Source organism: Spirillospora sp. CA-108201 (assembly GCF_050936235.1).
Classification (GTDB): Bacteria; Actinomycetota; Actinomycetes; order Streptosporangiales; family Streptosporangiaceae; genus Spirillospora.
On record NZ_JBNJNE010000001.1, the window covers coordinates 3,025,550 to 3,044,678 of the forward strand.

At 73.7% G+C, this 19,129-nt stretch carries 18 protein-coding genes and 1 riboswitch; of the genes, 4 read left to right on the forward strand and 14 right to left on the reverse strand.

Annotated elements, in window-relative coordinates; translation table 11 throughout:
- Nucleotides 1–7: 7 nt before the first annotated feature.
- The 3 genes from ACQEU6_RS14740 to ACQEU6_RS14750 are packed head-to-tail and all read left to right on the forward strand — an operon-like array spanning nt 8 to nt 3,316.
- The gene (locus ACQEU6_RS14740; RefSeq protein WP_499332348.1) at nt 8–1,270 is read left to right on the forward strand and encodes a sulfite oxidase; all 1,263 of its coding nucleotides are present in this window, start codon (nt 8–10) and stop codon (nt 1,268–1,270) included.
- Nucleotides 1,271–1,280: 10 nt separating this feature from the next.
- Nucleotides 1,281–2,681: a selenium-binding family protein gene (locus tag ACQEU6_RS14745; RefSeq protein ID WP_499332349.1), complete on the forward strand. Its 1,401-nt coding sequence runs from the start codon at nt 1,281–1,283 to the stop codon at nt 2,679–2,681.
- Nucleotides 2,678–3,316, forward strand: coding sequence for a hypothetical protein (locus tag ACQEU6_RS14750; RefSeq protein ID WP_499332352.1), 639 nt, complete (start codon nt 2,678–2,680; stop codon nt 3,314–3,316). The genes ACQEU6_RS14745 and ACQEU6_RS14750 overlap by 4 nt, the downstream gene beginning before the upstream one ends.
- Nucleotides 3,317–3,326: 10 nt before the next feature.
- Here ACQEU6_RS14750 and ACQEU6_RS14755 read toward each other — a convergent pair whose 3' ends face one another.
- The 14 genes from ACQEU6_RS14755 to ACQEU6_RS14820 all read right to left on the reverse strand — a co-directional run bounded on the left by ACQEU6_RS14755 (nt 3,327) and on the right by ACQEU6_RS14820 (nt 17,288).
- Entirely contained in the window at nt 3,327–3,773 is a 447-nt protein-coding gene (locus ACQEU6_RS14755; RefSeq protein WP_499332354.1) for a PH domain-containing protein, read from the reverse strand.
- Complete coding sequence (hisG, locus tag ACQEU6_RS14760; RefSeq protein WP_499332356.1) at nt 3,766–4,641, reverse strand: ATP phosphoribosyltransferase; 876 nt, start codon at nt 4,639–4,641, stop codon at nt 3,766–3,768. Before hisG ends, ACQEU6_RS14755 begins: the two co-directional genes overlap by 8 nt.
- 65 nt (nt 4,642–4,706) lie before the next feature.
- Complete coding sequence (ribH, locus tag ACQEU6_RS14765; protein ID WP_499332357.1) at nt 4,707–5,219, reverse strand: 6,7-dimethyl-8-ribityllumazine synthase; 513 nt, start codon at nt 5,217–5,219, stop codon at nt 4,707–4,709.
- Nucleotides 5,216–6,490, reverse strand: a complete 1,275-nt coding sequence (locus tag ACQEU6_RS14770; protein ID WP_499332359.1) for a bifunctional 3,4-dihydroxy-2-butanone-4-phosphate synthase/GTP cyclohydrolase II — start codon at nt 6,488–6,490, stop codon at nt 5,216–5,218. The genes ribH and ACQEU6_RS14770 overlap by 4 nt, the downstream gene beginning before the upstream one ends.
- Nucleotides 6,487–7,128 (reverse strand): nicotinamide riboside transporter PnuC, encoded by a 642-nt coding sequence (pnuC, locus tag ACQEU6_RS14775; RefSeq protein WP_499332361.1) that lies wholly within the window; start codon nt 7,126–7,128, stop codon nt 6,487–6,489. Before pnuC ends, ACQEU6_RS14770 begins: the two co-directional genes overlap by 4 nt.
- On the reverse strand, nt 7,125–7,718 hold the full coding sequence (locus tag ACQEU6_RS14780) for a riboflavin synthase (RefSeq protein WP_499332362.1): 594 nt from the start codon (nt 7,716–7,718) through the stop codon (nt 7,125–7,127). Before ACQEU6_RS14780 ends, pnuC begins: the two co-directional genes overlap by 4 nt.
- A 71-nt stretch (nt 7,719–7,789) precedes the next feature.
- Nucleotides 7,790–7,920: riboswitch (FMN riboswitch) on the reverse strand.
- A gap of 116 nt (nt 7,921–8,036) precedes the next feature.
- A complete protein-coding gene (locus tag ACQEU6_RS14785; protein ID WP_499332364.1) occupies nt 8,037–8,699 on the reverse strand; it encodes an HAD-IA family hydrolase in 663 nt (220 codons plus the stop codon).
- Nucleotides 8,696–9,373, reverse strand: a complete 678-nt coding sequence (rpe, locus tag ACQEU6_RS14790) for a ribulose-phosphate 3-epimerase (RefSeq protein ID WP_499332366.1) — start codon at nt 9,371–9,373, stop codon at nt 8,696–8,698. Before rpe ends, ACQEU6_RS14785 begins: the two co-directional genes overlap by 4 nt.
- Before the next feature lie 12 nt (nt 9,374–9,385).
- Nucleotides 9,386–10,324, reverse strand: coding sequence for a phosphatase PAP2 family protein (locus ACQEU6_RS14795; RefSeq protein WP_499332368.1), 939 nt, complete (start codon nt 10,322–10,324; stop codon nt 9,386–9,388).
- A 31-nt stretch (nt 10,325–10,355) separates the two neighbouring features.
- Entirely contained in the window at nt 10,356–11,762 is a 1,407-nt protein-coding gene (locus ACQEU6_RS14800; RefSeq protein ID WP_499332369.1) for an RsmB/NOP family class I SAM-dependent RNA methyltransferase, read from the reverse strand.
- On the reverse strand, nt 11,762–12,688 hold the full coding sequence (gene fmt / locus ACQEU6_RS14805; protein ID WP_499332371.1) for a methionyl-tRNA formyltransferase: 927 nt from the start codon (nt 12,686–12,688) through the stop codon (nt 11,762–11,764). Before fmt ends, ACQEU6_RS14800 begins: the two co-directional genes overlap by 1 nt.
- Nucleotides 12,689–13,234: a peptide deformylase gene (gene def / locus ACQEU6_RS14810; RefSeq protein WP_499332374.1), complete on the reverse strand. Its 546-nt coding sequence runs from the start codon at nt 13,232–13,234 to the stop codon at nt 12,689–12,691.
- A 129-nt stretch (nt 13,235–13,363) separates the two neighbouring features.
- Nucleotides 13,364–15,172: a hypothetical protein gene (locus ACQEU6_RS14815; RefSeq protein ID WP_499332376.1), complete on the reverse strand. Its 1,809-nt coding sequence runs from the start codon at nt 15,170–15,172 to the stop codon at nt 13,364–13,366.
- A 46-nt stretch (nt 15,173–15,218) separates the two neighbouring features.
- Nucleotides 15,219–17,288: a primosomal protein N' gene (locus ACQEU6_RS14820; protein ID WP_499332377.1), complete on the reverse strand. Its 2,070-nt coding sequence runs from the start codon at nt 17,286–17,288 to the stop codon at nt 15,219–15,221.
- A gap of 249 nt (nt 17,289–17,537) precedes the next feature.
- Between ACQEU6_RS14820 and ACQEU6_RS14825 the strand changes: the two genes are divergently transcribed.
- On the forward strand, nt 17,538–19,091 hold the full coding sequence (locus ACQEU6_RS14825) for a DUF8823 domain-containing protein (RefSeq protein WP_499332380.1): 1,554 nt from the start codon (nt 17,538–17,540) through the stop codon (nt 19,089–19,091).
- The last annotated feature ends 38 nt before the right edge of the window (nt 19,092–19,129 follow it).

A 19,129-nucleotide genomic window follows, 5' to 3' on the forward strand; every position in this document is an offset into this window, starting at 1 on the left:
CGGAGCCATGCGAATGGGTGATCCCGGTGACCTGCCCCCTGAGGACGACCTGACCGACGAGGCGACCTACGAGCGCGTCCGGCTCCCGTCCCGGCGGGGACTGCTGCGGCTGTCGGCCGGAGCCGGGCTGACCGCCGGCCTCTCCGCCGCCCTCGGCCCGCGGCCCGCGGCCGCCGCGACCGGGATCGTCAAGCCGCTCCCCCCGGAGCTGTTCATCCCGCAGGGCACCAACGCCGAGATGCGGTGGGAGGCCATGCGCGGGCAGGGGCGCCTCACGCCCGCCGACCGGTTCTTCGTCCGCAACCATGTCGCCACGCCGCTCATCGACGCCCGCACCTGGCGGCTGAAGCTGTGGGGAAGCGGCCTGCGCGGCGCCCCCGCCGAGGACCGCCCCGTCGAGTTCACCTACGAGGACCTCCTCCGGCTCCCGGCGGAGGAGATCACCGCGTTCATCGAGTGCACCGGCAACGGGCGCGGGTTCTACGCCTCCCAGCAGGGCCAGGAGGTGTCGGGAACGCCCTGGCGGCTCGGCGCGGTCGGCGTGGCCCGCTGGCGCGGCGTCCGCCTGGCGACCGTCCTGCGTCGCGCAGGTGTCACCCCCGAGGCCGTGGACATCCTGCCGCGCGGGCTGGACGCTGAGTTCGTGGACAAGGGCGAGAACCTCGGCCGCGTACGGCGTCCCCTTCCGATCGCGAAGGCGATGAAGGACGCCCTCCTCGCCTACGAGATGAACGGCGCGCCCCTGCCGCCCGACCACGGCCACCCGGTGCGCCTGGTCGTGCCCTCATGGACGGGCATCGCGTCCATCAAATGGCTGGGAGACATCCAGGTGGCCGACGAGCCGCTGTTCTCGCCGTGGAACACCCGCTACTACCGCCTCTTCGGGCCCGGCTACCCCGAGGAGGGGTCGGCGCCCCTGACCCGCATGAACGTCAAGTCCGCGTTCGAACTGCCCTGGGACGCCTCCCTGCCCGCGCGCCCGCACGTCCTGCACGGCCGTTCCTGGTCGGGCAACGGACGGATCCGGCAAACCGAGGTCAGCGCGGACGGCGGGAGGACGTGGCGCCGCGCCCGCCCGCTCGACCGCCATGCCGGCTCCCGCGGATGGGCGCGCTGGGAACTGGCGTGGCGCCCCGAGCGGCCGGGCCGGTACGAGCTCCTGGCGCGCGCCACCGACGAGACCGGCACCACCCAGCCCGCGACCGCCCCCTACAACACGTTCGGCTATCTCTTCGGCGCCGTCGTACGGCACCCGGTCACCATCACCTGAAAGGGCACCCATGCCTTTGTGGAAGCCAGACCCGACGTTCTACGCCTCTCCCCGCGACGCCGCCTCCGCGCCGCCGGAGAAGCTCGCCTACGTCGCGGCCTTCGACCGGGCCGCCGAGAAACCCGACGCGATCGCGGTGCTCGACGTGGACCCCGGCTCCGGCTCCTACGGCTCCGTGGTGGGGTGGACGGAACTGCCCTACCTCGGCGACGAGCTGCACCACTTCGGATGGAACGCGTGCAGCAGCGCCCTGTGCCCCGGCTCCCCGCACCCGCACGTCGAGCGCCGGTACCTGATCGTCCCCGGGCTGCGGTCGTCGCGGGTGTACGTCATCGACACCAAGGACGACCCCACCGCCCCGAAGATCGTCAAGACGCTGGAGCCGGACGAGCTGGCCAAGCGCGCCGGGTACTCGCGCCCGCACACCGTCCACTGCGGGCCGGAGGGCCTCTACCTGACCGCGCTCGGCGGCGCGAACGGCGAGGACGGGCCGGGCGGGATCGCGCTGCTCGACCACACCTCGTTCGACGTGCTCGGCCGCTGGGAGGTCGACCGGGGCCCGCAGTACTTCGCCTACGACGCCTGGTGGCACATCGCGCACGACGTGCTCGTCGCGTCCGAGTGGGGCACGCCGTCGATGATCGAGGACGGCGTCGTCGGCGAGCTGCTGCTCGGCCGCGAGTACGGGCACTCGCTGAACTTCTTCGACCTGCGCAAGCGCAAGCACGTCCAGACGGTCGACCTCGGGGACGAGCACCAGATGGTCCTGGAGCTGCGTCCCGCGCACGACCCGACGAAGCTGTACGGGTTCGCGGGCGTGGTCGTCAGCGTCGAGGACCTGTCGGCGTCGGTGTGGGTCTGGCACCGCGACGGCGACCGGTGGGCGGCGACCAAGGTGATCACCATCCCCGCCGAGCCGGCCGCCCCGGACGCCCTGCCGCCCGTCATCCGCCCGTTCGGGGCCGTGCCCCCGCTGATCACGGACATCGACCTGTCCGTCGACGACCAGTGGCTGTACGTCTCGTGCTGGGGCACCGGCGAGCTGAAGCGCTACGACGTCAGCGACCCGTTCCACCCGGTCGAGGCGGGATCGGTGCGCATCGGCGGCATCGTCGGCCGGACCCCGCACCCCGCCGACCCCGGCCGCCCCCTGGCGGGCGGGCCGCAGATGGTGGAGGTCAGCCGCGACGGCAGGCGCGTCTACGTCACCAACTCGCTCTACGGCTCGTGGGACGACCAGTTCTACCCCGACGGCGTCGGCGCGTGGATGGCCAAGCTCGACTCCACCCCGGACGGCTTCTCGTTCGACGAGCGGTTCTTCCCGAGCGGCGACGACTTCCGCGGCCGCCGCCCGCACCAGACACGCCTCCAGGGCGGCGACGCCTCCTCGGACTCCTACTGCTACCCGTGAACGACGGGTCGCTCGCCGCGCTCGTCGCGCTCGGCGCGTTCCACGGCCTCAACCCGGCCATGGGATGGCTGTTCGCCGTGGCCCGCGGACTCCAGGAGCGCAGCCGGTCCCTCGTGCTGCAGTCGCTCCCGGCCATCGCCGCGGGCCACGCCGCCTCCGTCGGCGCCGTCGCCGTCCTGGTCGCCCTCACCCGCTCCGTCGTGGCGACCCGCGCGGTCGCGATCGGCGGCGGGGCCGTGCTCGTCGGGTTCGGCCTGTGGCGGCTGCTGTCGCGGCGGCACTTCCGCTGGGTCGGCATGCGGATCTCGCTGTGGCAGCTCGCCGGCTGGTCGTTCCTGATGTCGTCGGTGCACGGCGCGGGCCTGATGCTGCTGCCCGTGCTCACCTCGTCCGGGACGGCCCCGGCGGGCCACGACCACGGCCTGGCGTCGTCCTCCGGCAGCGCCCTGTCGACCGGCGTCTTCGTCACCGCCGTGCACACCCTGTCGATGTTCACCGTGGCCGGCGTGATCGCCGTCCTGGTCTACGAGATCGTCGGTCTGGCCGTCCTGCGCCGGGCCTGGTTCGACCTCGACCGCCTCTGGGCCGTCGCCCTCATAGGCGCCGGCACCGTGACCGCCTTCACCGCCTGGTGACCCCGGCGGGTCAGGTGGGGTCGGGGGCTTCGCCCCGGGTGTGGAGGAGGGTGCGGAGTTCGGCGAGCTGGTGGGCGGCGCGGGCCTTCTCGGCGCCGTTGATGCCCATGGCGGGCAGGGAGGTGCCGTCGGCCAGGTCGAAGGTGGGCCACGGGTCGCCGGTGGTCATGGAGACGTCGACGACCTCGGGCCATTCGAGGCGGCGGGTGCGGAAGGCGTTGACGACCGTGAGGCCGGACTCGTCGGCGCTGACGCGGCAGCGGGCCAGCATGTGCAGGACCCAGGCGACCACCGCGGCGAAGGCGACCATCAGGACCCGGTCGAACAGCTTGAACTGCGGCGCCACCACCACGGCGAGCACGATCATGCCGAGCACGATCACGCCCGCCGTGGTGTAGGCGACGAGCCGGGTGGTGCGGGGGCGCCACACCGCCGGCAGGGCCGGAGCGTCAGTCAACGATCTTCGCGATGGGGATTTCGAGGATGTCGTGGGCGCCCGCCGCCTTCAGCGCCGGGATCAGCGTGTTGACGCCGCGCTTGGCGACCACCGACTCCACGGCGTTGGACTCGCCGCCGGCGAGCGAGGTGACCGTGGGCGAGGACATCGCGGGCATGATGTCCAGGACCTTCTTCAGGTCGCCGTGCGCGACGTTCAGCTTCAGCAGCACCTTGCCGCGGGCGCGGATCACGCCCTGCAGCAGGAGGGAGATGTCCTCCATCGCGGCGCGCTTCTCGGCGTCCTCGTAGGCCTCGCGGTTCGCGACCAGCTCGGTGTAGCTGGTCAGGAGCGTGTCGAGGATGCGCAGGCCGTTCTTGCGCAGCGACGAGCCGGTCTCGGTGAGGTCGACGATCGCGTCGACGATGTCGGGCACCTTCGCCTCGGTCGCGCCGTAGGACGGGACGACCGTGGCCTTGACGCCGTGCTGGTCGAGGTACCGCTTGGTCATCGCCGGGAACTCGGTGGAGATCCGCACGCCCTCCGGCAGGTCCGCCACGGACTGCCAGGGCGCGCCGTCCGGCACCGCCATGATCACGCGGACCGGGTTGGAGGTCGCCTTGGAGTACTTCAGCTCGCCGAGGCTGACGACGTCGGCGTCGGTCTCGGTGATCCAGTCGCGGCCGGTGATGCCGAGGTCGAACAGGCCCTGTTCGAGGTAGGTCGGGATCTCCTGCGGGCGCAGGACCCGGACGCGGTCGATGCGGGGGTCGTCGATGGAGGCGCGGTAGTCGCGGTCCGAGGCGCGCTGGACGGTGAGGTCGGCGGCGTCGAACAGCTGCATGGTCGCCTTCTCCAGCGACCCCTTGGGCAGAACGAGTGACAGCACGGATCAGCCTTTCGATGAGGATGGGTACGGATACCGGGTGCTCGGGAGCGGCGGCCGCTCCCCGCCTAGGAGCCCAGATGCTCCAGGCCGTGCCCGGCGTGACCGTGATGCCGCAGACCTCGCAGGGTCAGTGCCGTGTCGAGTGCGGCCACAGTCGCCTCCCATCCCTTGTCCTCGGAGCTGCCCGGCAGCCCGCTGCGTTCCAGTGCCTGCTCAATGGTGTCACAGGTGAGCACCCCGTTGCCCACCGGAGTCGACTCGTCCAGCGCGACGCGGGTCACACCGGCGGTCACCGAGTCGCACACGTAGTCGAAATGGGCGGTGGCGCCCCGGATGACCGCGCCGAGGCAGACGACGGCGTCGAAGTCGCGGGCCATCTGCTGGGCGATGACGGAGAGTTCGAGCGCGCCGGCCACGCGGGCCACGACCGGCTCGTCCACGCCGCACGCCTTCGCCGCGGCGAGCGCCCGCTCCAGCAGCCGGTCGGTCACCCGCTCGTGCCAGCGGGTGCACACGATGCCGATCGTGAGCCCGGCCGCGTCGACCGTGATGTCCTCGGGGCGTCCCGCGCCGCTCATGAGAGTCCCTCGCTCCGGTGGGTGAGCTCGATCTGGTGGCCGAGACGGTCGCGCTTGACCGTCAGGTAGCGCCGGTTGTGCTCGGTGACGATGACGGGCATGGCCTCGCGCCCCCGCACGTCCACCCCGAAACCGCCCAGGCCGCGAAGCTTGTCCGGGTTGTTGGTGAGCACCCGTACCGAGCGTACGCCCAGCTCGCGCAGCATGTGGCCGGCGTTGGAGTACTCCCGCGCGTCGGCCGGCAGCCCCAGCTCCAGGTTGGCGTCGACGGTGTCGGAGCCGTTGTCCTGGAGGGCGTACGCCCGGAGCTTGGCGAGCAGGCCGATCCCGCGTCCCTCGTGACCGCGCAGGTAGAGCACGATGCCGCGGCCCTCTTCGGCGATCCGCTCCATGGCGGCGTCGAGCTGGGTCCCGCAGTCGCAGCGCTCGGAGTGCAGCACGTCGCCCGTGAGGCACTCGGAGTGGGCCCTGACCAGGACGTCCTCGCCGTCGCCGAGGTCGCCCAGCACGAGCGCGATGTGCTCGCCGCCGTCGACGGCGCTGGAGAACCCGACCGCGCGCCACGTCCCGTACCGGTTCGGCAGGCGGGTCTCGACGACGCGGGTCACCATCGACTCGGTGCGCCTGCGGTACTCGGCGAGCTGCTCGATGGAGACGAGCCTGAGGCCGTGCTCCTTCGCGAAGACCTGGAGCTCGGGCAGGCGCGCCATGGTGCCGTCCTCGTTCACCACCTCGGCGAGGACGCCCGCCGGGGGGAGCCCGGCGAGCCGGGCGAGGTCGACGGCGGCCTCGGTGTGGCCGCGCCGGCGCAGGACGCCGCCCTCGCGGTAGCGCAGCGGGAAGATGTGGCCGGGCCGGACCAGGTCGCCGGGCTCGGACGCCGAGTCGCACAGCGTGCGGATCGTGCGCGCCCGGTCGGCGGCGGAGATGCCGGTGGTGACGCCGAGCCGGGCGTCCACGCTGATCGTGTACGCGGTGCGCATGCGCTCGGTGTTCTGCGCGGTCATCAGCGGGATCTGGAGCCGGTCGAGGTCGGCGCCCTCCATGGGGACGCAGATGACGCCGCTGGTGTAGCGGATCGTGAACGTCAGCAGCTCGGGCGTCGCCTTCGACGCCGCGAAGATGATGTCGCCCTCGTTCTCCCGGTCCTCGTCGTCGACGACCACGACGGGCCGGCCCGCCGCGATGTCGGCGATCGCCGACTCGACGGAGTCGAAGATCCCCGTGCCGCCGGTCCCCGCGGCCTCGATGACTGTGTCGTTGCCGCTCATGCGGTCACCGCCCTTTGCGTGGAGTTGCGCCCGCCCCGGGACTCCCGGAGCCAGTTCCTGAACCCGACCATCACCATCACGAAGAAGATCCCGTAGACCGCGCCGGAGACGTACAGCCCGGATTTGAGGGCCAGCGGCACCCCGACCAGGTCGACGAGCACCCAGACGATCCAGAAGTCGACGAGCGCGCGGCTCTGCGCGAACGTCGCGACCGCGCTGCCGACGAAGATGTAGGCGTTCGCCCACGGCGACCAGGCGACCTTCAGCCAGTCGAGGTGCACGAACAGTTCGGCGACCACGGCCGTGCCGACCACGAGGGCGACGAGCAGCACGGCGCGCTCCTTGAACGTCGCCTGCCGCACGACCAGTCCGTCGGCCTCGCGCCGTCCGCGGGTCCACATGAACCACCCGTAGAGGGCCAGCCCGCAGAAGAGGATCTGCTTGAGCGCGTTTCCCGGGACGTGCGCGTGCAGCGAGGCCGCGAGCAGCAGCAGGGCGCCGACCAGCTGCACCGGCCAGGTCCAGAGGGTCTTGCGCATGGCGAGCCAGGCCACGGCGAGCGACAGGACGTTCCCGGCGAGATCGGTCCAGAGGATGTGCTCGCCGAAGACCTCGAAACCGGCGCCGAGCCAGCTCACGACCGGTCCCCCAGCATGCGCTCGACGTACTTGGCGACGACGTCCACTTCGAGGTTCACCGGGTCGCCGGGCTCCTTGCGGCCGAGGGTGGTCAGCGCGAGCGTCGTCGGGATCAGGGCGACGCTGAACCGGTCGGCGCCGGCCTCGACGACCGTGAGGCTGATCCCGTCGACGGTGATGGAGCCCTTGTCGACCAGGTAGCGGCTCAGCTCGGCGGGCAGGGACACCGTCACCACGTCCCACCGCTCCCCCGGCTCGCGGGAGACGATCGCGCCGACCCCGTCGACGTGGCCCTGGACGAGGTGGCCGCCGAGCCGGTCCGACAGCCGCACGGGACGTTCCAGGTTGACCTTGGAACCCGGTTCCAGCACGCCCAGGCTGGACTTGTCGAGCGTCTCCTTGATGACGTCGGCGGTGAAGACCCCGTCCTCGACGTCCACGACCGTGAGACAGACGCCGTTGACGGCGATGGACGCCCCGTGGACGGCGTCCTGGACGACCAGCGGACCGCGGACCGCGAGCGCGACCGAGTCCCCCTGGTGGTCGATCGCCACGATCTCGCCGAGCTCCTCGACGATGCCGGTGAACATCTCCCGGGCCTCCTAGATCAGTGGCTCCGGGGACGTACGAGTGTCCTGACACACCCCTGCCTAGGGGCGTACAGCGCGCTGCCTCCCATCCGGACTTTCACCGTCGGTCCCGGAGTTCCACCGGGTCAACCGGCCGATGGCTTCGGCCGGGTCGCGGACTGTCACCGCCGGTTCGGAATTTCACCGACCCCGGAGCACGCGTTCATGCTTTGCCAACCAGTGTGCCACGCATTCCCATTCCCGCCCCTGTGGCCATCGCCACACGCCGCCGCACCGGTCCCGGCCCGTGCGGGGGCGCCGGCGGCGGAGAGCGGGTGTTCAGCCGAGGGTGAGGTGCAGGCCGGCCGGGGTCGCCCTCACGCGGCTCAGGTCCTGGACGACGTGGTGGGCCTCGGCCAGGGACTCCGCCGGGTGGCTGGTGACCAGGGCGAGGACGGTGGCCCCCGCCGCGCGGCCCGCGGCGATCCCGGCGGGGGCGTCCTCGACGACCACGCAGGCGGACGGCTCCACGCCCAGGCGGCGGGCCGCCTGGAGGTAGCCGGACGGGTCGGGCTTGCCGTCCGGGACGTCCTCGGCGGTCACCACGATCGGCGGAGCGGGGATGCCGGCCACTTCGGTGCGCACCTTGAACTGCGCCCGGTCCATGGACGTGACGAAGGCGTGGGCCAGGCCGGCCAGGTCCGCCAGCAGGTCCACGGCGCCGGGCAGCGCGACGATGCCGTCGGTGGAGACCGCTTCCAGCGCGTCCAGGCGCTCGGTGGCCTCGCGGACCCGCCCGGCCGGCAGGAACTCGGCGACGCGGTCGCTCGTGCGGCGGCCGTGGGCTCCCGACATGAACACGTCCGGGTCGATGCCGTACTCGGCCGCCCATTCACGGCCGGCGCGTTCGACGAGGGGCGTCGAGTCGACGAGTGTGCCGTCGACGTCGAACAGGACGGCCGCGCAGGGCAGAGTCAGCGTGCGCTCCGCGGGGTCGTTCACCAGTCCGCCTTGGCCGTCGCCTCTTCGGCCTGCGCGCGGAGTCCGCGGACGGCCTCGGCCGGGTCCTCCGCGCCGTAGACGGCGCTGCCGGCGACGAACACGTCCGCCCCCGCCTCCGCGCAGCGCTCGATCGTCTCGGCGCTGACGCCGCCGTCCACCTGGAGCCAGACGGGCAGGTCGCGGCCCTTGATGAGCTCCCGGGCGCGGCGGACCTTCGGCAGGACGACGTCCAGGAAGCTCTGGCCGCCGAAGCCCGGCTCGACCGTCATCAGCAGGAGCATGTCGATCTCGCCGAGGAGGTCTTCGAAGCCGTCCACCGGGGTGGCCGGGTTGACGCCCAGCCCCGCGCGCGCACCCGCGGCGCGGATGGCCCGCAGGGTGCGGATGGGCGCCTTCGCCGCCTCGGCGTGGATGGTGACGCTCCCGGCCCCGGCCTCGGCGTACTGCGGCGCCCAGCGGTCGGGGTCCTCGATCATCAGATGGCAGTCGAGGGGCAGGGCGCTGTTCCTGAGCAGCGCCTCCACGATGGGGAGTCCCAGGGTGAGGTTCGGGACGAAGTGGTTGTCCATCACGTCGACGTGGACCCAGTCGGCGGAGTCGGCGATGCGCGCGACGTCCTCGGCCAGGCGGGCGAAGTCGGCGGACAGGATGCTGGGTGCGATCTGTGGAGCCATGATGCCCCGAGTCTATTGGCGCAGCCCGGCCCGATCGTCCCCCGCCTGAGTGAGGCCGGGGGTGGGACGGGACGCCAGGCGCAGGCGGACGAAGACCTCCGGCGCGCCGGCCATCACCCACAGCACGAGCAGCGCCTGGACCACGAACGCCTGGACCGGGTCGGCCCCTTCGAAGAAGGCGATGACCGCCGCCCCGGCGAGGCCCACCGGGAGGCGCGCCAGGCGCTGCCAGGCCATGCCGCCCGGGTCGAACCAGCCGCGCCAGGCGACGAGGGAAAGGCCCATCAGGAGGCCGCAGAGAGAGCCGCACGCCTGGGCCGAGTCGGTCAGCGTGATGGGCCCGGCGACGCCGCCCGCCGCCCTGATGGCCTCCGCCCACGCCTGAGGCCACTGCCAGTTCCGGAGCGGCCGTGCCGCACCCCATGACGCCGCGAGCAGCAGCAGGGAGACCGCCAGGGAGAGAGCCAGTTGCAGGGCCAGATGCCGCCGCCGCCACCATGGGACCGCGATGGGCTCCAGCCCGAGGGCGGCGACCAGGATCGCCAGGCCGACACCCCACCCCGCCAGCACCTGCCCGATCGAGTGGACGCCCAGGTAGACGCGGGACACCCCGATCAGGAAGATGACGGCGACTGCCCCCGCCCACAGGTACCACCGCCGGGTCTGCGCCGCGAAGAAGCCCCAGCCCGTGACGCTGTTCTGGGAGTGGCCGGACGGCATCCCGAACGACGACAGCGACTGCCTGCCCTGGATCGACGGGTCCGTCCAGTAAGGGCGGGGCGCGTGGAAGACCAGCTTGAGGAGCGCGTTGACGACCGCGCCGAACAGCAGCACCACGGCGGCCCTCGCGGCCAGGCGCGGCGCCACGCACCAGTACAACGCCAGGAGGAGCGGGACGTAGAAGGCTGCGCTGCCCAGGTACGACATGAAAAGCATGAAGCCGGTCAGCACAGAGCCTCCCCCGAGAGGACGGGTGCAGCGGTCAGGTTCGGCGGAGCAGCGCCAGGAACATCGCGTCCGTGCCGTGGCGGTGCGGCCAGAACTGGGCGTACGGGCCGTCCCCCAGCCCGGTGAGGCCGGGGGCGATCCCCGCCAGGACACCGGGCGCGTCGAGGCGTTCCACGTCGTCTCGCTTGCGCAGGACGTCGTCCACCACCACGCGGGTCTCCGCCAGGTGGGGCGAGCAGGTGACGTAGGCGACCACGCCGCCGGGCCGGACGGACTCCAGGGCCGTGGCGAGCAGCTTCCGCTGGAGCGGCCCGAGTTCGGCGACCGACTCGGGGCCCCGGCGCCAGCGGGCCTCAGGACGGCGGCGGAGCGCGCCCAGGCCGGTGCACGGGGCGTCCACCATGACGCGGTCGAACGAGGACGGACGCCACGCGGGAACGGTGCCGTCGGCCGCGACCACCCCGGTCCGGCCGTCGACCGCGCGCCGGACGAGACCGGCGCGGTGCGGCTGGACGTCGGCGGCGAGAAGGCGGGCGTCGCGCCGGGCGGCGAGGGCCGACAGGAGCCCCGCCTTGCCTCCGGGGCCGGCGCACAGGTCGGCCCAACGCGTGTCGGAGCCGTCCAGGGGAGCTTCGGCCAGCGCCAGGGCGACCATCTGGCTGGCCTCGTCCTGGACGGCGGCGCGCCCGTCGCGGACGGCGTCGATGCCCGCCGGATCGCCCTCGGACAGAACGGCGCCATACGGCGAGTAGGGGGCGGGCTCCGCGCCCGCGTCGTACAGCTCCTCCAGGGTCGCCCGGCCGGGGCGCGCGACCAGCGTCACGCGAGGGCGGGCGTTGTCGGACGCGAGAAGCTCGTCGATCTCGGCCGCCCCGACGGCGTCCCGCATGGCGGACACGATCCATTTCGGGTGGCTGTGGGCGATCGACAGGCGCGTCGTGGTGTCGGCGTCGGCGGGCGCCACGATCTGCAGCCAGGCGTCCATGTCGCGCATGGCGACCTTGCGGAGCACCGCGTTGGCGAACTTGGCCTGGCCGGGCCCGGAGACCGAGCGGGCCAGTTCCACGGTCGTCGCCACGGCGGCGTGCGGCGGGATGCGGGTGGCGAGGACCTGGTGGGCCCCGAGGCGCAGGACGTCCAGCAGGGGGGCGTCGACACGGCGCAGTTCGCGGTCGCTGCACAGAGCGAGCACCGCGTCGTAGGTCCCCCTGCCGCGCAGGGTCCCGTACGTCAGCTCGGTGGCGAGCGCGGCGTCGCGTCCGGTCAGGCCCCGGTCGCGCAGGCGCGCGGGAAGCAGGAGGTTCGCGTAGGCGTCGCGGGTCTCCACCGCCCGGATCACGTCGAACGCCGTACGGCGGACGAGGTCCTGGGGGCGGCCCGTCTTGCGGGGACCGCCCGGCCGGGTGTTCGGGGCGCGTCGGCGGTTGCGGGCGGGAGGCATCAGTGCAGGGCGTCCTTGCCGGTGAGGTTGAGGCCGCGGGCCCAGTCGGCGGCGGCCATGGGGCGCTTGCCTTGCGGCTGCACCTCGCCCAGAGCGACGGGGTGCGTGGCCGTGCCGACCAGCACCTCGCTCTTGCCCGCGCTGAGCGCGCCGGGCGCCAGCCGGGCGGCGTCGGGCGCGGGGCGGACGGGGCCGAGCTTGACCCGGGTGTCGCGGAAGCTCGTCCACGCGCCCGGCGCCGGGGTGCAGGCGCGGATCAGGCGGTCGATGTGCAGGGCCGGGCTCTTCCAGTCGACGCGGCCGTCCTCGGGCGTCAGCTTCGCCGCGTGGGACACCCCCTCGGTCGGCTGGGGCCGGGGCTCCAGGACGCCCGCCTCGATGCCGTTCATGGTGTCCAGCAGGAGGTCCGCACCGGCGACGGCCAGCCGTCCCAGCAGGTCGCCGGTGGTGTCGTCCGGCCGGATGGGCTCGGTGAGAACGCCGTAGACCGGGCCGGTGTCCAGGCCCTCCTCGATCTGGAACGTGGCCGCGCCGGTCACGTCGTCGCCGTGCAGGATCGAGCGCTGCACGGGGGCGGCCCCGCGCCAGGCGGGCAGCAGCGAGAAGTGCAGGTTCACCCAGCCGTGCCGCGGGATGCCCAGGGCCTCGCGGGGCAGCAGCGCGCCGTAGGCGACCACCGGGCAGCAGTCCGGGGCGATCTCGCGGAGCCGGTCGAGGAACCCGGGGTCGCGGGCCTTCGCGGGCTTCAGCACCTCGACACCGGCCTCGGCGGCCAGCGAGGCGACCGGGCCGGCGCTCAGATGCCTCCCGCGCCCCGAACGCCCGTCGGGCCGGGTCACGACCGCCGCGACCTCGTGCGAGGACCCCAGGAGAGCCGTCAGGGCCGGGAGCGCCGTCTCGGGCGTCCCCGCGAAGACCAGCCGCATCTAGATCGCCTGCCCGAAGGTGCGGTGCGGCGACTCCTTCACGACGGGGGCCGGGTCGCCGAACCACTCGGCCTCCCGGATCGCCTTCATCGCGGCCTTGCGCTGCTCGGCGTCCATCCGGTCGATGAAGATGATCCCGTCGAGGTGGTCGGTCTCGTGCTGGACGCAGCGGGCCAGCAGGTGGGTGCCCTCCAGCGTGATCGGCTCCCCGTGCATGTTGAAGCCCTTCGCCACCACCCCGACGGAGCGGGGCGTGGGGAACGCCAGGCCGGGCAGGGAGAGGCAGCCCTCGTCGCCGGTCTCCTGCTCCTCCGACAGGTCGAGCGTCGGGTTCACCACGTGCCCCAGGCGGTCGTCGACGTAGTAGGTGAACACGCGCAGCCCGACGCCGAGCTGGGGGGCGGCCAGACCCGCCCCCGGGGCGTCGACCATCGTGTCGGTGAGGTCCTTGACGAGCTGGCGCAGCTCCTTGTCGAAGTCCTTCACCGGCTCCGCGGGCGTGCGCAGCACAGGATCGCCGAAGAGGCGGATGGGCTTGACGGCCAACGGGGGACTCCGTTTCCTGCGAAAGTCGCTGATCGCTGCGGGCGGCACCGGGTCACTACGGGTGCCGCCGACTACTGGGACGCGCCCTCAAGTCTACGGAGGCGCGGGCCCTGAACCTTCACGCCATGGTCACACGCCGCGATGCGCGCTCTGGCGCGCCGAACGCGCCTTGTAGGCGGCGGTACGGGCGGCCTTGGCCGTCGCCTTGTCGGGGTGGTGGGCGCCCAGGGCCTCCAGGACGTCGGCCACGCCGGGATGGTGGGTGCGCCACAGCTCGTCCACCATGGTCTTCAGCTCCCCACCCGGCGGCGCGTCGATCAGGGCCGCCTCGACCGCCTCCTCCGGCTCGGCGGTCTCCAGCATCCCGGCGACGGTGTCCACGAACACCCAGAGGTACTCCTCGCGGGCCAGTTCCCGCCCCGCCGGGTCGCCGGCGGCGTTCAGCCACATCGCGGCGTAGGGCGCCACGAGCGGGTGCTCCTGCGCGGCGCGGACCACGCCGGCCGCCTCCGGGCCCACCCGGTGCAGGACGGCGGCGGCGAGGTTGCGGGCGCCGGGGCCGCCGGTCCGCATGACGTCCAGCAGGTCGGCGGCGGCGTCCTTGGGGTCGTGGGACGCCAGCCAGCCGTCGATCTCCTCGTCGGCGGCGTCCGGCCGGTACCAGGTGAGCCCCGCCACGAGCTCGGACGCGCGGGCGCCCGCCAGCTCGCCGATCACGGGGGCGGTGAACCCGTCCGCGAGGAGCAGCTCCCGGACGGCCCACACGCCGAGCGGCGTCAGCGCCCGCCCCGCGCCCGACTCCTCGACGACGCCCCAGTCGCCGAGGGCCGCCAGTTCGAGCGCGAGGGCGTCCGCCACGAGGGCGTGCATCGTGTCGGCGTCGCTGAGGTCGTAGGCCTCCTCGATGTGGCCCAGCAGCGCCTCGGCGAGGGCGTCGGGCGCGGTCGGCTCCTCCTGCTCGTACAGGTGGATGAGGACCCCGGTCAGCTCGTTCTGGACGAGCTCGACGGCGTCCAGGCCGTCGGCGTAGTCGTGGCCGGGCACGACGACGGCGTCGAACAGCGGGAGCCAGGCGGTGAGCAGCGCCGCGTCGTCGCCGGACCCGAGGCCCGGCAGCGCGGGGCCCGGGGCGGCGCGGCCGTTCCCGGCGTCGACCGCCTTCGCCTCGACGGCGGCCCACCACAGCCGCTCCAGCGCGCCGTCGTCCTCCATCCGCCCGTGGCGCCGCGGGACGTCGAGGGCGAGGGCGCGGCGGGCGTCCTCGGCGTCGGACTCGGCGAGCATGCCGTGCTCGGTGAGCGGGCGCTCGCCCGTCCACCGCGCCAGGGCGAGGACGGCCTCGGTGAGGGCGGACCGCCGCGCCGCGTCCGCGACCTCCGCCTGCGGCGCGAGCCGGACCGGCGGGACCACCAGCTCCCCGGACTGCCGCAGGTACTCCTCCGTGCGGGCGAAGCGCTCCTCCTCAGGCTGCGCCTCGAAGTCGCGCACCCACGCGTCGACGGCGTCCTGGTCGTCCAGGTCGATCCCGTCGGCCTGCATCAGCCCGGCGACGACCTCGGCGGCCGCCTGCCGCTCCTCGCTGTCGACGTCCGCGACGACCTTGGCGAACTCGGCGCCGGTCCGCGCGATCTCCGCCTCCAGGCCGTCGGCGGCCGCGGCGGCGAGGGCCCCGGTGTCGCGCAGGTAGGCGACGATCCGGCGGAGGGCGTCCAGGATGGTGGGGACGTCGTCGCGCCCGGCGACCACGGACTCGGGGAAGGCCTCCAGAAGCAGCTCGCGGACATGCCGCGGCTCCAGCGCCTCGGGGCCCGCGAGGCCCAGATCCTCCCGCGCCAGGTCGAGCAGGATCCGGACGCCCTGCTCGTCCAGCACTTCCCCGCGCTCGTCCGACCATCGCCGCAGATCGCCCGCGATGGTCTCCACCCAGTTGTCGGCCACGCCAGAACCCTATTGCTCACCCGACTCCCCCGCTGCCGCTTGCGGGTCAGATCAGTTCCAGGGGGTCGATCTGGACCCGTACGGTCTCCGTCGCCTTGCGTGCGCTGCGGACGCCCTGGGCTTCCTTCAGGCCACGGGCCAGAGCGTTCCCCGCGGCGCGGGGAACGCGTATCAGCGCGCGTTCCTTGTCTTGGGGGTCCGTGCCCTGCTGCGGGACGGGGACGGGGCCGAGGACCTCCGCCCCATCGGGCATCCGGGTGTCGGCCAGAAGCTCCCTTATGGCGGCCGGGGACGCGGTCAGCGACGCCATGCGCGCGGCGGGCGGGAAGCCCACTTCCCTGCGCTCGGCCAGTTCCCGCTCCGCATACGTGACCGGATCCCAGCGGACGAGGGCCTGGACCTCCGGCAGCGCCCCCTCGGCCGCCACGATCACCGGGCCCTGCGGGCGGACGAGCGACGCCGCGTTCATCCAGCGCCTCAGCGTCTCTTCACCGGCGCGCAGGTCAGGCCGTCCGAGAAGGACCCAGCCGTCCAGCAGGAGCGCGGCCGGATACCCGTTCTCAGCCGGAGGCTCGGCCCCCGGCGTCGACACCACGAGGGCGCGTTCCGGGCCGACCCGGTCGAGGACGGCCTCGCGCCCTGAGGTGCGCACGGGCACGCCGGGGAACGCGCGGCCGAGCTCCTCCGCCGTGCGTTTGGCGCCCACCACGACGGCGCGCACCTGGAAGAAGCCGCATTCGGGGCAGTGCCAGTCGCCCGCGATGTGACCGCACCAGGCGCAGTACGGGGCCGCGTGCGACGAGGCGAGGGCCAGCGGCCCCTGGCAGGTCTGGCAGCGCGCCGGCGTGCGGCACCTCCCGCAGGCGATGCCGGGGACGTACCCGCGTCTCGGCACCTGGACGAGGACGGGCCCGCTTTCCAGCGCCTGCCGGGCGGCCTCGAACGCGATGTTCGGCAGGCGCGCGGTGCGGGCGGCGGCGTCCCGGGCGAGCTGCGCGTCCTCCCCCACGTAGCGGACGCGCGGCATCCACGCCCGGACGCGGTTCCTGTCGGCGGCGAGGGTGTGGGCCCAGCCGGTCTCCACGAGTTGCGTCGCGTCGGTGGTGCGGGTGAACCCGCCGATCAGCGCGCCGGCCCCCGACCGGTGCGCGCGCAGAGCGAGCACGTCGCGGGGATGCGGATACGGCGCGTGCGGCTCGGCGTGGACGTCGTCGCCGTCGTCCCACAGCACGACCAGCCCCAGGTCGGCCACGGGCGCGAACATGGTCGCGCGGGTGCCGACGACCGCCCGCGCCTTGCCGCGCAGGACGGCGAGCCATCTCCGGTAGCGCTCCGCCGGGCCCAGCTCCGCCGTCAGGGCGACGTGCAGGCCCTCGCCCAGCTCCGCCTCAAGCGCCGCGTCGACGCGCGCCGCGTCGCGCCCGTCGGCGACGACGACGAGCGCTCCGCGCCCGCCGCTCAGCGTGGCGGCGACCGCGCGCGCGATGGCCGCGGTCCAGTCGAGGGCGGGCAGCGCGGTCCACACGGCCCGCGGCGCCCTCCCGTCGGCCAGCGCGCTCAGGAACGACTCCCCCGCCGGGTACTCCCGCCACGTGCCGGCGTCGGGCGCCTCGGGCAGGGCGGGCGCGTTCTCCTCGACGGGCTCGGCCTCGACGCGGGCGTGCCGGGGAGGGACGGCGAGCCGCAGGACGTCCGCGAACGTGCCCGCGTAGCGGTCGGCGACCTCCCGCACCAGCGCGACGATCTCCGGGGTCAGGACGGGCTCGGACGAGGTCACCCTCTCCAGGAACAGCAGCTTGCCGCCGTGACCGCTCTCGGCGACCCGCTCCAGGAGGAAGCCGTCGACGAGCTGGCCCGCGAAGCGCACCCGCACGCGGCAGCCGGGGACCGCCTTGGCGTCCAGCTCGGCGGGGACCAGGTAGTCGAAGGGGCGGTCCAGGTGCGGAAGCGACATGTCGACCGCGATCCGCGCGACGGGCAGCTCCGCGGCCGGGCGCCGCGCCCCCTTCTTCCCCGACTTGGCGGGTCTGCCGGGCCTGCTCGGCTTGGCGACGGCCGCGTCCGGGAGGGCGTCAAGCCCCGGGATCAGGTCCGTTCCCCCGCCGTCCTTCGTCACGTCCCCGTCCTACCAGATCGATCCGACAGCCGAACGCGCACGCTAGGGTTGGTGCGTTTGAACGGGTGCGCGTCCTCCGGCCCATTGCCCGACGCCCGTCCGCACCCTCGCCGTCCGACGAGCCTTGCAGGCGATGTGACCACAGCTCATGCCCATGAGCGGACGGACTCCCCGGCCAGCACTGGGGCGTCACGCCGTTCCCCAAGCCCCTCGGCCGCCTTCAGGTGGAAGAAGTGGGCCCGCCACCCCGTGGTCGCCGCCACGCTGACCGCCGCCGTCCTGCACCTGGTGTGGGGCCTGTTCCTCGCGACCGAGGGCGGCGACCTCGCGGCGCAGGCCGCGTGGACGGACTTCGCCTGGAAGCACCCCGGCGCGGCCTACAGCTTCGCCTGGTACGGCGGGATGCACCCCGCCTCCTACAGCCTCGTGTCGCCGTACCTCATGGCGCTGTTCGGCATCCGCGCGGTCGCCGTCATCACGGGCACGTTCTGCGCCACGCTCACCGCGTACCTGCTCAAGCAGTTCAGGGCCCCGGTCGCGCTGCCCGCCTCGCTCTGGGCCGCCTTCGCGCTCTCCTGCAACGCCGCCTCCGGCCGCGTCACGTTCGGCCTCGGGCTGATGTTCGCGCTCATGGCGACCATCGTGGCGTTCACCCCGCGCGGGACGCCCGCCGTGCGCGCCGCGGCGATGGTCGTCCTGGGCGTGCTGGCCTCGCTCGCCAGCCCCGTCGCGGGCCTGTTCCTGCTGGTGCTGGCCGCCGCGCTCTTCCTGACCGGACGCCGCCGCGCCGGCGTCTGCGTCGCCGTGGGCCTGCCCGTCGTGGTCGGCACGACCAGCCTGCTCTTCCCCTTCAGCGGCGTCCAGCCGATCTCCCTCGACGCGATCGTGCTGCCCTCCGTCACCAGCGTCGCCGCGATCCTGTTCTGCGCGCCGAAGAGCTGGCGGTTCGTCCGGACCGGCGCCGGCGTCTACCTGGCCGGGATCCTGCTGGCCTGGCTGGTCCCCTCCCCCATCGGCAGCAACGTCGAGCGCCTCTCGCTGCTGTTCGGCGGCGTGTTCCTGCTGTCGGCCGTCGCGCGCGCGCACGGGCGGCTCCGGATCGCCGTGCTGTCGCTGGCGTTCATCGTGACGGCCTCGTGGCAGGTCGTGAAGCCGGTCGACGACCTCATCCACACCGAGCCCGCCGCCACCGCCGCCGACCACGCCCGCGGCCTCATCTCCGAGCTGAACGCCGTCGGCGCCGGCGACGCGCGCATCGAGGTCGTCCCGCTGCGCTCCCACTGGGAGTCCTCCGGCCTCAGCCGCCACTTCGCCCTCGCCCGCGGCTGGAACCGCCAGGTCGACGCCGAACGCCACGGGCTGTTCTACGAGAAGGGCGCGCTGACGCCCGCCTCGTACCGCGACTGGCTGCACAAGTGGGCCGTCCAGTACGTGGTCCTGCCCGAGCAGGAGGTCGACTGGTCGGCGCAGGAGGAGGCCGGCCTCGTCGAAGGGGGCCAGCCGTACCTGACGGAGATCTGGCGGGACGAGCACTGGCGGCTGTTCCGCGTGGCGAGTCCCACGCCGCTGGCCGACCCGCCCGCGTTCGTCAGGGACCTGAACTCCGGCAAGCTCGTCGTCGACATGCCCTCGGCCGGGTCCGCCCTGGTGCGCGTCTCCTGGTCGCCCTGGCTGAGCGCGACGGGCGGGAACGCCTGCCTGGCGCGGGCGGGCGAGTTCGTCCGGCTGGAGGCGCGTACTCCCGGCCGCTACACCATCGCCGCCCGCTACGGCCTCCACCGCGGCAACCACTGCGCCCCCTGAGCCTCCCACCGGCGCGCGGGCCGTCCGCGGGCGTGAAG

Excerpts from the sequence above, each read along its gene's own strand:
- ACQEU6_RS14745 (WP_499332349.1), top strand. The coding sequence starts at position 1,281 with ATGCCTTTGTGGAAGCCAGACCCGACGTTCTACGCCTCTCCCCGCGAC.
- ACQEU6_RS14800 (WP_499332369.1), bottom strand. The coding sequence starts at position 11,762 with ATGCCTCCCGCCCGCAACCGCCGACGCGCCCCGAACACCCGGCCGGGC.
- ribH (WP_499332357.1), bottom strand. The coding sequence starts at position 5,219 with ATGAGCGGCGCGGGACGCCCCGAGGACATCACGGTCGACGCGGCCGGG.
- rpe (WP_499332366.1), bottom strand. The coding sequence starts at position 9,373 with ATGGCTCCACAGATCGCACCCAGCATCCTGTCCGCCGACTTCGCCCGC.
- ACQEU6_RS14770 (WP_499332359.1), bottom strand. The coding sequence starts at position 6,490 with ATGAGCGGCAACGACACAGTCATCGAGGCCGCGGGGACCGGCGGCACG.
- fmt (WP_499332371.1), bottom strand. The coding sequence starts at position 12,688 with ATGCGGCTGGTCTTCGCGGGGACGCCCGAGACGGCGCTCCCGGCCCTG.
- ACQEU6_RS14740 (WP_499332348.1), top strand. The coding sequence starts at position 8 with ATGCGAATGGGTGATCCCGGTGACCTGCCCCCTGAGGACGACCTGACC.
- ACQEU6_RS14780 (WP_499332362.1), bottom strand. The coding sequence starts at position 7,718 with ATGTTCACCGGCATCGTCGAGGAGCTCGGCGAGATCGTGGCGATCGAC.